Here is a 15,815-nt window from a genome sequence, read left to right as displayed (position 1 = left end):
CCTTAGAAGCCGAGGCTATCCAGCAGGTCGTCGACCTGCTGCTGGTTCACCACCACATCGGTACGGCCTTCACTGCTGATGACAGGACCGTTGAGGAGGCTGTTTACGTTTTCGTTGCGACGTGCGTCGGGAATCACATCCACCAGCACCTGCACCAGTTGGTTTTCCAGGTCCTGGGCCAGCACCACCACCTTCTTGATAACCTGGCCGGTCAGATCCTGGAAGTCCTGGGCCATCATGATTTCCAGCAACTGGTCGTTAGTGGCGGCCGCCTTCTGGGGTGCCGTGTCCCGGAGGAAGGCACGGGTTTCCGCCGCCAGCTGCTTGAATTCTTCCACCGACAGCTGGTTGGCGTACAGCTTGTCCCAGCGAGCCCCCAGGGCGCGGGAGGAAGTTTCCAGCTCATCCTGCAGCGGCTTGGCAATATCGGTTGCATTGAGCACCCGGCACGCCGCCTGTTCGGTCAGGTTGGCAACGTAGGCCAGGCGATCAGTGGCATCGGGAATGGCATGGACCGTCTTTTCCAGGAGCTTGTCGTAACCCAGCTCATGCAAAGTGTCGTGCAGCTGCCGGGCCATGTGGCCGATCCGTTTGAAGACCCGGTCCCGTTCGTCGCCCGTCGCCTCGCCCTCACCGTCCTCGGCGGCAGGAATGACTTCAACGGCAGGCTCGGCGACCGGTGCCACGGTGGCGGCAACGCTGTCAAACAGCGCCTGCAAGTCGTCGCTGTCATTGGTAGCAGCGGGGGCCGCCGCAGCGGCAGCGGCAGGGGCAGCCGGGGCAGGAGCGGCAGCCGGCTCGGGACGAGCCGAGGCAATGCTGTCGAAGAGGGCTTCCAGATCGGCGCTGTCGCCGCTGAGATTGGCATCGCTCATGACTCAAGCCCCCATTTTTTCGAAAATCTTTTGCAGCTTTTCAGCCAGCACCGCAGCAGTGAAGGGCTTGACGATATAGCCGCTGGCGCCGGCCTGGGCCGCGGCGATGATGTTTTCCTTCTTGGCTTCCGCCGTGATCATCAGCACCGGCAGATGCTTGAGATTGGGCGTCGCGCGAATGGTCTGCAACAGGGTCAGGCCATCCATGTTCGGCATGTTCCAGTCGGAAACCACGAAGTCGAAGCCCCCCCCTTGCAGCTTCTGCAGTGCGATGGCCCCATCCTCGGCCTCATCGACGTTGGTGAATCCCAGTTCCTTGAGCAGGTTGCGGACGATGCGCCGCATGGTGGAAAAATCATCCACCACCAGGAATTTCATCTTTGGATCAGCAGACATGCTTCACTCCGTTAATTCTTATCGTTCGAGCAGGGGACGCAAGGTATCGGCCAGCACTTCGGCGTCGAACTTGGCCACATAGGAGTCCACCCCTACGGCCTTGCCCATCGCCCGGTTGGCTTCTGAAGACAAAGAGGAATGCATGACCACAGGCACGCCTTCGAAACGTGCATCCCCCTTGATGTTTTTGGTCAGGACGTAGCCGTCCATTTCCGGCATTTCCGCATCCACCAGGATCAGGCGGATTTCATCGCGCAGGCTCTTGCCCATCTGCTGGGCATGGGCGGCGATGGCCTGCAGGCGGGTCCAGGCCTCCATGCCATTGGTGGCATGCTTGTGCTTGACGCCAAGTTTGTCGAGCACTTCGGAAATCTTCTTGCGGGCCACGATGGAGTCATCCACGAAGAAGATGCTCACCTCTTCTTCGACGCGGGCCGGAGCGATGTCGATGATGATGGCCTCGCCGAAGGCATTGGCCAGAATCTGCTCCACGTCGAGGATGGACACCAGATGCCCGCCCTCCAGCTCGATGACGGCGGTAATCAGCCCCTGGTTGGCGGCCAGCACGGTTTCCGGTGCCTTCACCCGCTCCCAGTCCACACGGATGATGCGATCCACCTCATGCACCAGGAAACCCAGGGTGCGCTTGGAATACTCGGCGACCATCATGGTCTTGCCCAGACCGGCGGGCGGGTTGTCCAGCTCCAGAAAAGAGGCCAGGGACAGCACCGGGATCACGTTGCCGCGCAGGGAAATCAGGCCTTCCACCCCCCGGGGCATGTTCGGGGTCTTGGTGATATGGGGCGTGCGGCCGACTTCCCGCACCTTGAACACGTTGATGCCGAAAGTCTCCCGGGTTCCCAGGGAGAACAGCAGGATTTCCATCTTGTTGGAACCCGCCAGACGGGTGCGCGCGTCCACGCTTTCCAGGAGGTTCTTCTTTTCCGACATATCCATGATGGTCAGCTCCGGGCAGTATCAGGCTTCAACGGTGGCGGGAAGGGTAGCCCCCAGGCGCCGCGCCAGGGTCTCGGAAAGCTTCTGGGGCTCGAACTTGGGCACATATTCATCCACCCCGACCGATTGGCCCAGCTTCTGGTTGGACATGCCGGACAGGGAGGAATGCATGATCACGGGCACACCGGCAAAGCGCGGATCACTCTTCACCTTCTTGGTCAGGATGTAACCGTCCATTTCCGGCATTTCGATGTCGGTCAGCACCAGGCTCACCATTTCATTGACCGGACGCCCCAGGGAAACGGCATAGGCGGCCATTTTCTCCAGTTCTTCCCAGGCCTGGCGGCCGTTGATGGCAGCCACGTACTTGACGTTCATGGCCTGCAGGGTACGTTCGATCTGCTTGCGCGCCACCACCGAGTCGTCGGCAAAAAACACCGTACATTCGGGCTTGTCGATGGGGACGATGCTGCGGTACATGAACTCGTCGTCGTACTTGGTGGTTTCGGACAGGACCTTTTCCACGTCCATCATCATCACCAGACGGCCATCGGCCAGTTCCGTCACGGCGGTCACCAGGCCGCCCATCTGGGCCACCAGCATCTCCGGCGGCACCCGCATCATGCCCCAGTCAAGGCGCAGGATGGTATCCACCGCCTCCACCAGGAATCCCTGGGTGTGGCCGTTGTACTCGGTGACGATCATGATGTCCCGCGGCGTGTCGGTCTGGACCCCGGCGTACTTGGCCAGATCCACCACCGGCACCAGGGCGCCGCGCAGGCTGACCATGCCTTCGACTGCGGCCGGCATGTCCGGCGCCGCCGTGATGGGCGGCGTGCGCATCACCTCGCGGACCTTGAAAACGTTGATACCGAAGGTTTCCCGCCGGCCATTGCGCGAATCGGTGCCCAAGGTAAACAGCAGGATTTCCAGCTTATTGGTGCCGGCAAGTTTAGTGCGGGCGTCGATACTTTTGAGCAGTTCAGACATGACCACTACCCCTCGAATGCGGGAACGATTGTTCTTAGAGATTCTAATTGCAATGGGCCAACAATCTACCTAGGTCGTTTCCCAGGGAAACCCATCACTTTTAACGACAATATACCTATAACCTTAAGAATACATGCAAAACCATGGGAGCGGAAAGGTAGAAAGCCACAGGAAGCCCATCAGGACTCCGTCCGGTAGCCAATCCGGACACCTCCCCAATGCTTGCCCTTGATGTAAACGGGGGCGGAAATGTCGTGCATGATTTCCCCCGTGTCGCGCCGGTAGGTCTGCAGCAGGAAAGGCTGTTCATGGGAACCGCAGCGCCGCCCGACCGGGTCGTCAAACACCCGCTTGGTGCGGTTGTTGATGAAATCCACCTTTTCGTCACCGGTCAGGGGCTTGGAAAAGCGTTTGTTATGGGTCGGCACGTAACCCTTGCGATTGGTGGAAATGGCATAAACCACATGGGGATGCCGTTCCAGCAGCGGCTCCTGCAACTTTGGCAGCAACTGGTCGCACAGGGCATCGAAGCGGGTGGAAAACTTCTGGGGCCGGGTTCCGGCGATGGGGGAGTAGTTTTCGTCGAACAGGTCCGCCAGGGAAATCTTGCCGGAATCGATGGCCTGCTCCAGCAGCTGGCCGACGCTGCCGGCCAGTTCCTGCACCATGGACGGCATGCTGGCGTGGACCGCCACGGACTCCTCGCCGGCGCTGCCCAGGCGGAAGACGTTGCCGATTTCCTTCAGATTCGTCGCCAGGTATTCCAGCTGACGGGCTTCCTGCAAGGTGAGCTCGGCGGCAGCACTGTTCGACTGGGCCATTTCCATGATCTGGGCCACATGGGAGGCGATGTCCTGACCGGCCTGGCTCTGTTGTTCGATGGCCCCGGCGATGGCATCCACCTTTTCCATGGTCTCCTGGGCGCCGCCATTGATGCGGGTGAGGGAGTCTGCCGCCTGGCGGGCAAGATCGGCGCCGCTCTGGGCCTGACCGGTACCGGCCTCGATGCTGGTGATGGCGGTGGCGGTTTCCTCCTGGATGGAACCGATGACGCTGCTGATCTCGCCCGTCGCCAGGGAAGTCCGCTCGGCCAGCTTGCGCACTTCGTCGGCCACCACGGCAAAACCGCGCCCCGCCTCGCCGGCCCGGGCCGCCTCGATGGCCGCATTGAGGGCCAGGAGGTTGGTCTGGTCGGCGATTTCCCTGATGGTCTGGACGATCCCGGAAATCGCCTTGGAGCGGTCGCCCAGGGCTCGCACCACCTCGGCGGAGTGGGTCACCGACTCGGCGATCTTCTCCATTTCCCGGGAGGCATCATTGACGATGCCCACCCCCTCGCCGGACAACTCGCTGGCAAACTGGGCAATGGACGAGGTCTCGTGGGCCCGCTGGCTGACCTCGTGCATGTTGCTCGACAGCACATCCACGGCTGCTGCGGTGGCCTGGGCGGCGTCATGCTGCTGGGTGGAACCGGCAGCGACCCGGTTGGCCTCCTCCAGAACCTGGCGGGAGGCCTTGGCCACCTCGACGGCATTGAAGATCACCTTGCCGATGATGGTATGGATGCTGGCCACCAGGCGATTGAAGGAGGCGGAAGTCTCGGCCACGTCGCCCTTGCCGGCCACCGGCACCCGTTTGGTCAGGTCGCCGTCGGCATACATGGTTTCGATCCCCTGACGCAGCACCCGCATGGGGCGCAGGAACAGGGCATCCATCACCGCCCCCAGCGCCAGGGACGTTCCCAGGGCCAGCAGCAGCATGGTCCCCGCCGCCGCCCAACCACCGCCGAGAGCCCCCCAACTCCACGCCCCCGATCCGAGAGCTGCCAGCATCACCACCAGGGCGATCGCCCGCCATGTCCAAACGGCACTCATCTTGTCTCCATCCCCTGGTTTTCCCAGTGTCTATAAGTATCTTCGGCTTACTGTCGGTCCCCGGCGTAGCCAAAGTCGGTCATATCATAATACGCGATGACCTCGTTACCCGGTGCGCAATAGTGCAGGGCGCTGCACAGGGAATGGACCAGGCGGATGCCCCGGCCATGGGGAACCTTGCCGCTACATTCGCTTTCCAGACTGGCCATGAAGGCGGCGTGATCGAAGCCGGGGCCGGAGTCCCGCACCCGCATCACCAGTTCCGTGCGGCCACCGCGATGCTGCTGGGTCACTTCGAGGTCCACCGTGCCGTCGCGCAAGGCGGCCAGACGCCGCCCCCGCTCCTCCAGGTAGCGCTCGAACCCCTGGCTCTGGGCCTTGAGGCCCGAATCCAGGCCGAGCACCCCATGGTCCAGGGCGTTGTTGTACAGCTCGGAGAGGATGAGGAAGATGTGACTGCCATGGTCCTTGTCCCGGTTGAACTGGCTCAACACCCCCATCAGGGTCGGCACCGGGTCCAGGTTGCGAATGTCGTCGGCAGAGAGGGACATGGTGACCTGCCAGGAACCGGAGTGGCGCAGCACCCGGGGGGTTCCGCCACCGATGCGGGGGCTGCGGGCAGTCTGGTGGTAGCAATGCACCAGCATCAGGGACAGGTCGTCCTGGGCGCCGCGACCGGCCAGATGGGCATCCAGGGCCCCCACCACGCCGGCCAGGCGCTCTTCCCGTTCCTGGCTGAGCAGGGCATTGAGCAGGCGCTCCCGGCCGAAGGGCGTGCCGCTGCCGTTTTCCGCCTCCACCACACCGTCCGAGTAGATCACCAGCTGCTTCGGCTCCTCGATGAAATGCACCTCGGTGGAGGCATCGAAGTCCTCGTCGGCGAGGATGCCCAGGGGCAGATGGGCCTTGGCAAAAGTGATGCTGGACAGCAGCCCCTGGCTGTTCACCAGGAACGGCGGAGGATTGCCCCCATTCCACACCTGGATGGAACCGCTGGCCGAATCCACGGCGGCCAGGGTGGCGGCGACGAAACGCCCCACGGGCAGCAGCTCGGCCACCTTGCGGTTCATCTCCCGGGCGATGGCATCGATGCCGAAACCCTTTTCGGTCATGCGGTAGAAGGGCTGGGTCACCGGCATCACCGCCAGGGAGGCGGCCAGACCGTGGCCGGTGGCATCGGCCAGAAGAACATGCAGGATGCCGCCCGGGGTACGGGCGGCGGCGATGAGGTCGCCGCTGTAGGTTTCCGCCGGCCGCATCCAGTGGCTGACGGCCAGATCCCCCAGCAGTTCGGCATTGACCAGGCGATGCATCAGGTGCAGGGCGACGCTCTTCTCCTCCTCCACCTGGTCCCGATAGCGCTGCAGCAGCCGCTCCCGGGCCTGGGCCTCACGCTGCAGGTGCAGGCGCTGCTGGAAGACGCCCAGCTTGGCCTGCAGCACCGGGCGGCTGATGGGCTTGTGGATGAAGTCGTCGGCACCGGCCTGGTAGGCCTCCACCAGAGAGCTTTCGCTCTGGGTGCCGCTCATGAAGAGCACCGGCAGCCAGTGGGGGTGCTCCCGGGACTTGAGCTGGCGTGTCAGTTCGCAACCGCACATGCCCGGCAGGGAAATGTCCGTCACCACCAGATCGGGACGGAAGCTGGCGTACAGGGCCAGGGCCTCCTCGCCGCTGCGGGCGACGCTGACCCGGTGGCCGAAACGTTCCAGCTCGAGCTGGGTCAGTTCGGCATCGAGGGGATCATCCTCCACCAGGAGGATGGCGAGCGCAGGAACAGCAATGGGGCCGGCTACCGCTTTCATGGCCCCGAACGGCATCAGGAGATTTTGAACAACTTGCCGAAGTTGGCGATATCCAGCACCTGCCGCACGTTGCCCTGGCAGTTGGCCAGGGAGACGGCCTTGTTTTCCAGGGCCACCTTGTCGCGCAGCAGGAGCAGCATGCCCAGGGCCGAACTATCCAGATAATCGACGCCGCCCAGATCAACCACGAACTCCTTCAGGTCGCCACGGCCGAGAAGGTTCTCGTAGGCAGCGCGGAATTCCCGGTGGGAATTGAAATCGAAGCGGCCGGAGAGCTTTACCACGGCCCGGCCATTGTCCTGCTCAACACTGGTATGCATACCACTCCCTTATCAATTATTCGTGTCTTAGCACTGCGGCCTATTATCTATGGAGCCGCAAGCGGCGGCTAGCGCCCCAGGCCGGCCAGCACCCGGCGCGACATTTCGTCGAGGCTGACCACCTCGTCCACCGCACCGATCTGGGCGGCTTCCCGGGGCATGCCGTAGACCACGCAGCTGGCCTCGTCCTGGCCGTAGGTGCGGGCTCCGGCCTGATGCATGGCCAGCAGGCCCTGGGCGCCGTCCTTGCCCATGCCGGTGAGGATCACCCCGAGGGCGTTGCGCCCCACCAGCTGGGCGGCAGAGTGGAACAGCACATCGACCGCCGGCCGGTGCCGGTTCACGGGCGGGGTCTGCAGCAGTTCGGTCACCAGACCAGAGGCGGTCTTGCGCACCTGCAGGTGGGAATGGCCGGGGGCGATATAGACGGTTCCGGCCTCCACCTTTTCATTGCCCTTGGATTCAATGACCCGGGGGGCACACAGGCTGTCGAGGCGCTTGGCGAAGGAGGCGGTGAAGGTCTCGGGCATGTGCTGCACCACCAGGATGGGCGGGCAATCGGCCGGCATGCCCAGCAGGAAATGCTTGAGGGCCTCGGTGCCGCCGGTGGAGGCGCCGACGAAAATGATCTTGTTGGTGGCCACGCCCCGGGGCACGGAGGGTACGGGCTGGGCTGCGGCCGGCGGCTTGCGCAGGCGCGCCCCCTTGGCCGCCCGGATCTTCTCCGCCAGTTCCTGGGCGTAGTCGTCCAGGGAATGGCCGGGCTCCACCCGGGGCTTGCCGATGAATTCGACGGCGCCCAGTTCCAGGGCCTTGAGGGTGGTATCGGAACCGGCCTCGGTATAGGAGGAGACCATCACCACCGGCATGGGCCGCAGGCGCATCAGGCGCTCGAGGAACTCCAGGCCGTCCATTTTCGGCATGGCCACGTCCAGCGTCAGCACGTCCGGATTGACGGTCTTGATCATCTCCCGGGCCGTCGGCGCGTCGGGAGCGGCTCCCACGACCTCCAGGTCAGGCTGGGAATTGATGAATTCGGTGAGCAGCTTGCGCATCACCGCCGAATCGTCGATTACGAGTACACGGATAGGCATGGCGGGTCAGGTAAAGAGTTCGATGTCCCCTTCCACCTTCGCTTGGCCCAGACGGGACTGGTATTCCTTTTCGCGGGTGAACAGGGTGTCGTTGTGGACCCGGTGCAGTTTCTTCACCAGGACCTTGCCGGTCTGGGGAAAGTAATAGACCTTCCGGGGATAGGAATCGAGCAGGTCCTTGGCAACCACGGGTATTTTTTCGGTCTTCAGGAAATTCAGCACGAACTCCGCATTGCGGGCGCCGACCTGGGTGGACGCCAGGCTGGAGAGGACCGCCCCGCCACCGAAGACCTTGGCCTCGAGGCGGCCGCGACGGGCGCCCAGCTTGAGCAGATGGTTGATCAGCACTTCCATGGCGTAGGTGCCGTAGCGGGCCGAGGTGCTGACCATGCCCTCGCCGCCCGCTTCGGGCAGCATGAAATGGTTCATGCCGCCGATCCCGGAATCGCCGTCGCGGATGCAGGCGGCGACGCAGGAGCCGAGCACGGTGACCAGCAGCATGTCGTCCCGGGCCACGAAATATTCGCCGGGCAGGATCTTGGCCGCCGGCCGCTCGAAGCTCCGGTCGAAATAGCGATTGGTCGCCAGGTGCTCCACATACTCGGCACCGCCGGCGGCCGCAGCCAGGTCATCCCGGCTTTCGCGCCAGCTCATAGACCGTCTTTCCGAGGGAACGGAACAAGTCCGCAGCATGCAGGAAGCTTTCGGAATGGCCGGCGAACATCAGGCCCTCCGGGTTCAGCATGGGCGCAAAACGGGAAAGAATCTTGTACTGGGTCGGCTTGTCGAAATAGATCATGACGTTGCGACAGAAGATCACATCCAGGGGGCCGCGCACGGACCAGCTGGGGTCCAGCAGGTTGAGACGCTGGAAGGTGATCATGCGGCGCAGTTCCGGCCGCACGCAGACGTAGCCCTCCTGGTTGCCGGTGCCCTTGAGGAAGAAGCGCTTGACCTGCTCCGGGGACATTTTCTCCACCCGGTCGGCAGCATAGACGCCCTTGTCGGCCGTAGCCAGGACGTTGGTATCCAGGTCGGAGGCGATGATGGAAACATTGCTCGCCGCGTTGCCCAGGGCCTCCTGCACGGTCATGGCGATGGAATAGGGTTCCTCGCCGGTGGAGGCGGCGCAGCACCAGATCTTCAGGGGCCGCTTGCCGGCGTGCTTCTTCAGGTAGTCGGCCAGGATGGGGAAATGGTGGGGTTCCCGGAAGAAGGAGGTGAGATTGGTCGTCAGGGAATTGACGAACTTCTCCCACTCCTGGGAATCGCTGTTCTTTTCCAGCCGGTCCAGATAGTCGCTGAAGGACTTGATGCCGGTGGCGCGCAGGCGCCGGGCCAGGCGGGAATAAACCATGTCCTGCTTGACCGGCGACAGGGAAATGCCCGCATGCTTGTAGATGAGCTTGCGGACCCGCTCGAAATCGGCGCTGGTGAAGACGAATTCCCGGGTAGCCGGGGCTGCCGCCGGCGGCAGGTTGAACAGGGGGCGCTTGGCATCGGTCATGGCTGACACTTCCTTGCTCGGAGAAGCTCCCGGCAACAAGGGCCGGGAGCGGGCTGGGCGGATGGAAAGGGCTTAGAACTCTTCCCACTCGTCATCGAGGGAGGCCGGCAGGTTGACGGGCTTGCCGCCGAACTTGGGTGACGGCACACGCACTTCCTGCTGCAGATGGGGAATGGCGGCCTGCGCCTGCCCCATGGCCGGGCTCGGGCCGGCGTGGCGGCCTGCCGGCGCCTCGTGGCCGAGGCGGAACACGGAAACTGCCTCCATCAGGCCGTGGGCCTGCTCCTCCAGGCTTTCGGCGGCAGCAGCGGCCTCCTCCACCAGGGCGGCGTTCTGCTGGGTGACTTCGTCCATCTGGCTCACCGCCAGGCCCACCTGCTCGATGCCGGCGCTCTGCTCCCGGCTGGCCTCGGCGATATCGGCCATGATCTTGGCGACGCGCTTGATGGAGGTCACCACCTCTTCCATGGTGCGGCCGGCGGAATCCACCAGGCGCGAGCCGTTCTCCACCTTCTCCACGGAATCGGAGATGAGGGCCTTGATTTCCTTGGCGGCGGCGGCGCTGCGCTGGGCCAGGTTGCGCACCTCGGTGGCCACCACGGCAAAGCCGCGGCCCTGCTCGCCGGCCCGGGCCGCTTCGACGGCCGCGTTGAGGGCCAGGATGTTGGTCTGGAAGGCGATGCCGTCGATGACGCCGATGATGTCGGCGATCTTGCTGGAGGAGTGATGGATGGCGCCCATGGTCTGCACCACCTGCTCCACCACCTCGCCGCCCTTCACTGCCACCTGCTGGGCGCCGCTGGCCAGCTCGTTGGCGGTACGGGCATTGTCCGCATTCTGCTTCACCGTGCTGGTCAGCTGCTCCATGGAGGAGGCGGTCTCTTCCAGGCTGGAGGCCTGCTCCTCGGTGCGGGAGGAGAGGTCAGTGTTGCCGGAGGCGATTTCCTGGGCCGCCGTGTTGATGGCCTCGGTGGCGCCCTTGATGCGCTCGACGATTTCCTTGAGCTGCTCGACGGTACTGTTGGCGTCGTTCTTCAGCTGGCCGAAGGTGCCGGCATAGTCGGCCTCGATGCGGCTGGTAAGGTCGCCCTGGGACATGGCGTTGAGCATGCGGGCCACGTCGTCCAGGCCCTTCTGGCTGGTTTCCAGAAGACGGTTGATACCCTCGGAAAGCTGGCGGAAGAAGCCGTCCTTGCCCTCCAGCACCAGGCGGCGGGTGAAGTCGCCGTTGGCGGCACCGTTCACGATGTCGGCCACCTCGGCCTCCACCGCCACTTCGGCGGTCCGGTCCAGCCATTCCACGGCGGAGCCGAGGCGGATGCCGCGCTCGTTCACCACCGGGGTCACGGTCAGGGAGAAGGTGCGGCCGCCCAGGTGCACGGTGGCGCGGTGGGAGCCGCTGAGGCGGGACAGCAGCCCGCGCTGGTGGGCCGGGTTCTTGTGGAAGACGTCGATGTTGGAACCGAGCAGAGTGGCAGCGCGGAAGTCGGGCAGGTCGCGGCGGATGTCGTCCTCCACCCGGCGGAACATGTCTTCCACCGCCTTGTTCATGTAGATGATGTTGTGCTGGTCGTCCGCCACCATGACGTTGGTGGCCACGTTGTCCAGACCGATCTTGATGCGCAGGTTCTCGTTGGCGATGCGCTGGGCCTCGGCCACATCGAAGCCCAGCTTGATCTGCATGGCCTGGATGCCCTGCAGCAAGCGACCCATCTCGTCGTTGCGGGTGATGTCCACCTGGTGGTTGTAGCGGCCCTGGCTGACGGCGCCGAAGGCGGCCTGGGCATCGGCCAGGGAGCGCAGGATGCCGCCGGAAAGGCGCCAGGCGATGAAGGTCAGCAGCACGATGACCAGCACGATGGCGCCGACGATGGTGCCGGTGGTGGTGGCCTTCAGGTCATCGGCAGCCTGGGCGTCCTTGCGCGCCTGGTCGGCGTGGTACTGGTAGAGGGCGTCGGTCTTGGCGGAAACCTCGTCGTAGAGCGGATTGATCTTCTCCGAGAGGATGCGCTGGGCTTCGGCGAAATGGCCTTCATTGAGGGCGTCCCGGGCCGGGTTGATGCCCTCGTCCACATAACGCTTGCGGGCGATGAAATAGGCTTCGGCCAGGGCCTTGTGCTCGTCGCTGCGGATGCTCTGCTGGTAGCGCTGCCAGATGGCCGTCAGCTCTTCCCGGTTCTTGGCGATGATGTCGGTGTGGGCCGTCACCGGATGCTCATGGCTGGCAGCATTGCTGGTGCCCGGCTCATGCTGCAGGCCGAGCAGCACCTGGGCCCGGTTGTCCGCCACCAGCTTGCCGATGCGGGCCAGGCCCTGGACCGGCTGCAGGCGGTCGGTGAAGGCCCGCTCCAGGCTCTCGTTGGTGTTGTTCAGGGCATACAGGCCCAGCACGCCGACCACCACGGCAAACAGGACTGCCAGGCCGAAACCCAGGCCCAGACGGGTGGCCAGGGACAGGCTGGCAAAACGGTCGCCCAGGCTGGGGCCGCCGCGCACCACCTTGCCGCAGAGGATGCGCAGGGAGCCGGCCCGGTTCTCGCGGAACAGGCGGTAGGCATTTTCCGCCGCTTCCACCTGGTCCCGGGAGGGCTTGCGGCGCACCGACATGTAGCCGACCACCTGGTCGTTTTCCCGGATCGGCGTGGCATTGGCCTCGACCCAGTAGTGGTCCCCGTTCTTGCAGCGGTTCTTCACCAGGCCGGTCCACGGCCGTCCCGCCTTGAGGTGGGTCCACATGTCCGCATAGGCTTCGGACGGCATATCCGGGTGGCGCACGATGTTGTGGGGCTCGCCGATCAGCTCGGCCTCGGTGAAGCCGCTGATCTCGATGAAATCCCGGTTGATGTAGGTGATCTGACCCTTGAGATCGGTCTTGGAGACGATCAGGGTGTCATCCCGCAGGGGCACTTCCACATTGGTGACCGGCAGATTGGTGCGCATGTTGGTCTCTCCGTCTGTTCCGGCCACCGCTTCCGGCGGCCAAGCAATTTTCTCTGTCTGGGTGCCTGTCTCAGGCCAGGGCGGCCACGTCGTCCATCAGTTCCATGTCCCGGGTGCTCATCAGCTGCTCGATGTCGGTGACGATCAGCATGCGTCCTTCCACCGAGGCCAGGCCCAGGATGAAGCGGGTATCGAAACTGGCGGAAAAATCCGGGGCGGGGCGAATCTGGGGCGGGGTCAGGGCGATGACGTCGGAAACGCTGTCCACCACGATGCCCACCACCCGGCTCATCACGTTGAGGATGATGACCACGGTGAAGGGGGTGTATTCGATCTTGGGCTGCTTGAACTTGATGCGCAGATCGACGATGGGCACGATCAGGCCCCGCAGGTTGATGACGCCCTTGATGAATTCGGGCGCATTGGCGATCCGCGTCACCATGTCGTAGCCGCGGATTTCCTGGACCTTGAGGATATCGATGGCGTATTCCTCCTGGCCCAGGGTGAAGGTCAGGAATTCGCTGGCCACCTGGTCTTCGTCGGTGGCGCCATTGCCGGCATTGTAGTTTTCCACTGTCTCGCTCCTTCGCTCAGGCTGCCCCGTCCGTCGCCTGGCCCTTGGCCATGGCCACCAGGGCCGAGGTATCCAGGATCAGGGCCACCCGGCCGTCCCCCATGATGGTGGCGCCGGACACGCCCTGCACCTTGCGGTAGTTCTGTTCCAGACTCTTGATCACCACCTGGTGCTGGCCCACCAGTCCGTCCACGAACAGGGCGGCCTTGGCCCCGTCCGCATTGAGCACCACCATGATCCCTTGGTGGAACTCCCGCACCTTGGGCTCGGCGGCGAAGACCTCGTGCAGCACCACCACGGGCAGGTATTCGCCCCGCACCTGGATCACCCGGCCCTGGTTGGAAACCGTCTTGATATCGCTGGGCTTCGGCTGCAGGGACTCGACCACATAGGACAGGGGAATAATATAGATCTCTTCCCCGACGGCCACGCTCATGCCGTCCAGGATGGCCAGGGTCAGGGGCAGGCGCACCGTCATGCGGGTGCCGATGCCGGTCATGGATTCGATCTCGATGCGACCGCCCAGGGCCTGGATATTCCGCCGCACCACGTCCATGCCCACGCCCCGGCCGGAAACGTCGGTCACCTGGTCGGCGGTGGAAAAGCCGGGCTCGAAGATGAGGGCCCACACGTCCTGGTCGCTCATCTGGTCGGAGGCCGCCAGGCCCTTCTCCCGGGCCTTGGCGAGAATTTTCTGGCGGTTCAGGCCGGCGCCGTCGTCCCCCACCTCGATGACGATGTTGCCGCCCTGGTGGGCCGCCTTGAGGGTGATGGTGCCGCCCGGCGGCTTGCCGGCGGCGACGCGCTTCTCCGGCGATTCGATGCCGTGGTCCAGGCTGTTGCGGATCAGGTGGGTCAGGGGGTCGGTGATCTTTTCGATGAGGCCCTTGTCCAGCTCCGTGGTCTCGCCGCTCATCTTCAGTTCGACCTGCTTGCCCAGCTTGCCGGAAAGATCCCGTACCACCCGGGGGAAACGGGAAAAGACGAAGGAAATGGGCAGCATGCGGATGGACATCACCGCTTCCTGCAGATCCCGGCTGTTGCGTTCCAGCTGGGTCAGGCCGTTGAGCAGACGCTCGGGCGCCGCCTCCTGCATTTCCTGGGCCGTGGCCAGGAGCATGGCCTGGGTGATGACCAGTTCCCCCACCAGGTTGATGAGCTGGTCCACCTTTTCCACCCCGACCCGGATGGAACTGTCGCCCGCGGCCACCGGCGGCGCCTTCGGACGGCTTTCGACGCGGGCTTCGGCTGCCGGCGCCAGTGGCGCCGGCGCCGCGGCGGCAACGCTTGTCGGAGCCACCGCAGGAGCGGCCGGAGGCGACGCCAGCGGAGCGGGCGCAGGCTCGCTCACCGCCGGCATGGTGCCGGCCTGGGGGAGCGGCACAAAGAAACCGTAGCCCTCCCCTTCCTCCAGCACAGGAGGCTCGGCCACCCCGGCAGCCGCACCGGCATTGGCCGGCAGAGGCTCGAAGAAGCCGTAACCATCCCCTTCTTCAGCCACCGCTGCCGGAGCGGCAGCAGGATCGGGCAGGGGGGCAAAAAAGCCGTAGCCCTCACCTTCCTCAGCCACGGCTGGGATGGGGGCCAGGGCATCCTCTGCCGCCACCGGCTCGGGCAAGGGATCGAAGAAACCGTAGCCATCCCCCTCTTCCGCCATCGCGGCAGGCGCGGCGGGGGCCAGGCCGGGGGCGTCGTCGAAGAAGCCGTAGGCGGTCTCGTCCTGGGGCGCTCCGGGGGCATCGTCGAAGAGGCCGAAAGCCTCGTCGGCAGCTGCCGCCGGGGCTGCCAGGGGCGACAGGCGCCAGGCATCGGTCTCGGCGACGAAATCGAGGGAATCGGCCAGGGATTCCCGCGCCACCTGGCCGTAAAGGCGCAGCTGCCACAGGGAGGGAACTGGGCCGCTGGAACGGCTGAGCACTTCCAGGCGCCCCTGGCGCCCCAGGTCCTCGAGGAAATTTTCCAGGGTTTCCGGCACCGCCAGGGAAGCGGGCGTCGGCACGAACTCGATTTCCCAGCCGCCATCAACGCCGCTTTCCGCCGGGACCACAACGGTTTCCGGCACAACGGCAGCAACCGCCTCGGCCCCTTCGTCCCGGGACAGCTGGCGCAGCTTTTCGCAGATGGCCTCCTGGGCCTCGGCGCTGACCGCCTCGCCGCCCTGGTGGGCGGCCAGCAGCAGCTTGAGCAGATCGCCGGCCTCGAGGAAGGCATCCACCATTTCCGGGCGCAGGCCGATCTCGTGCTTGCGCAGTCGGTCGAGCAGGGTTTCCAGGACGTGGGTGACGGCGGTCAGGTCAGTGAAGCCAAAGGTGCCGGAGGAACCCTTGATGGAGTGGGCCGCCCGGAAAATGGCGTTGAGGTCCTCGTCCTCCGGAGCGCCCACGTCCAGCCCGAGCAGCAGGGATTCCATTTCCGCCAGGTGCTCCGCCGACTCCTCGAAGAACACCTGGTAGAACTGGCTCATGTCGATGGCCATGTTCGCCTCT

General features: G+C 64.5%; 13 protein-coding genes. All 13 read right to left on the bottom strand.

What is annotated here, in order from left to right:
• Nucleotides 1-2: 2 nt before the first annotated feature.
• Complete coding sequence (cheZ, locus tag AZSP09_RS17140) at nt 3-875, bottom strand: protein phosphatase CheZ (protein ID WP_152090728.1); 873 nt, start codon at nt 873-875, stop codon at nt 3-5.
• Between the two features lie 3 nt (nt 876-878).
• The gene (gene cheY / locus AZSP09_RS17135; protein ID WP_014236803.1) at nt 879-1,271 is read right to left on the bottom strand and encodes a chemotaxis response regulator CheY; all 393 of its coding nucleotides are present in this window, start codon (nt 1,269-1,271) and stop codon (nt 879-881) included.
• 18 nt (nt 1,272-1,289) lie between these two features.
• Nucleotides 1,290-2,228 (bottom strand): chemotaxis protein, encoded by a 939-nt coding sequence (locus AZSP09_RS17130; RefSeq protein ID WP_014236802.1) that lies wholly within the window; start codon nt 2,226-2,228, stop codon nt 1,290-1,292.
• 21 nt (nt 2,229-2,249) lie between these two features.
• Nucleotides 2,250-3,218, bottom strand: coding sequence for a chemotaxis protein (locus AZSP09_RS17125; protein ID WP_014236801.1), 969 nt, complete (start codon nt 3,216-3,218; stop codon nt 2,250-2,252).
• Nucleotides 3,219-3,397: 179 nt separating this feature from the next.
• On the bottom strand, nt 3,398-5,092 hold the full coding sequence (locus AZSP09_RS17120; protein ID WP_232058816.1) for a methyl-accepting chemotaxis protein: 1,695 nt from the start codon (nt 5,090-5,092) through the stop codon (nt 3,398-3,400).
• A gap of 47 nt (nt 5,093-5,139) precedes the next feature.
• Nucleotides 5,140-6,894 (bottom strand): ATP-binding SpoIIE family protein phosphatase, encoded by a 1,755-nt coding sequence (locus tag AZSP09_RS17115; protein WP_165397535.1) that lies wholly within the window; start codon nt 6,892-6,894, stop codon nt 5,140-5,142.
• A gap of 14 nt (nt 6,895-6,908) precedes the next feature.
• Nucleotides 6,909-7,214, bottom strand: a complete 306-nt coding sequence (locus tag AZSP09_RS17110; protein WP_014236798.1) for an STAS domain-containing protein — start codon at nt 7,212-7,214, stop codon at nt 6,909-6,911.
• Nucleotides 7,215-7,282: 68 nt separating this feature from the next.
• Nucleotides 7,283-8,308: a protein-glutamate methylesterase/protein-glutamine glutaminase gene (locus AZSP09_RS17105; RefSeq protein WP_152090727.1), complete on the bottom strand. Its 1,026-nt coding sequence runs from the start codon at nt 8,306-8,308 to the stop codon at nt 7,283-7,285.
• Nucleotides 8,309-8,314: 6 nt separating this feature from the next.
• Nucleotides 8,315-8,962 carry a chemoreceptor glutamine deamidase CheD gene (gene cheD / locus AZSP09_RS17100; protein WP_130459974.1) on the bottom strand — a complete coding sequence of 216 codons (648 nt, stop codon included), beginning with the start codon at nt 8,960-8,962 and terminating at the stop codon, nt 8,315-8,317.
• Nucleotides 8,937-9,815, bottom strand: coding sequence for a CheR family methyltransferase (locus AZSP09_RS17095; RefSeq protein WP_014236795.1), 879 nt, complete (start codon nt 9,813-9,815; stop codon nt 8,937-8,939). The genes cheD and AZSP09_RS17095 overlap by 26 nt, the downstream gene beginning before the upstream one ends.
• Before the next feature lie 72 nt (nt 9,816-9,887).
• Nucleotides 9,888-12,755 carry a methyl-accepting chemotaxis protein gene (locus AZSP09_RS20685; RefSeq protein WP_014236794.1) on the bottom strand — a complete coding sequence of 956 codons (2,868 nt, stop codon included), beginning with the start codon at nt 12,753-12,755 and terminating at the stop codon, nt 9,888-9,890.
• Nucleotides 12,756-12,825: 70 nt separating this feature from the next.
• Complete coding sequence (locus AZSP09_RS17085; protein WP_130459976.1) at nt 12,826-13,329, bottom strand: chemotaxis protein CheW; 504 nt, start codon at nt 13,327-13,329, stop codon at nt 12,826-12,828.
• Between the two features lie 16 nt (nt 13,330-13,345).
• The gene (locus AZSP09_RS17080; RefSeq protein WP_152090726.1) at nt 13,346-15,805 is read right to left on the bottom strand and encodes a chemotaxis protein CheW; all 2,460 of its coding nucleotides are present in this window, start codon (nt 15,803-15,805) and stop codon (nt 13,346-13,348) included.
• Nucleotides 15,806-15,815 lie beyond the last annotated feature (10 nt).

Origin of the sequence: Azospira sp. I09 (assembly GCF_009177135.1) — a bacterium.
GTDB lineage: Bacteria > Pseudomonadota > Gammaproteobacteria > Burkholderiales > Rhodocyclaceae > Azospira > Azospira oryzae.
Note: the sequence above shows the minus strand (reverse complement) of the source record. Positions and strands in the feature narration are given on the sequence as shown.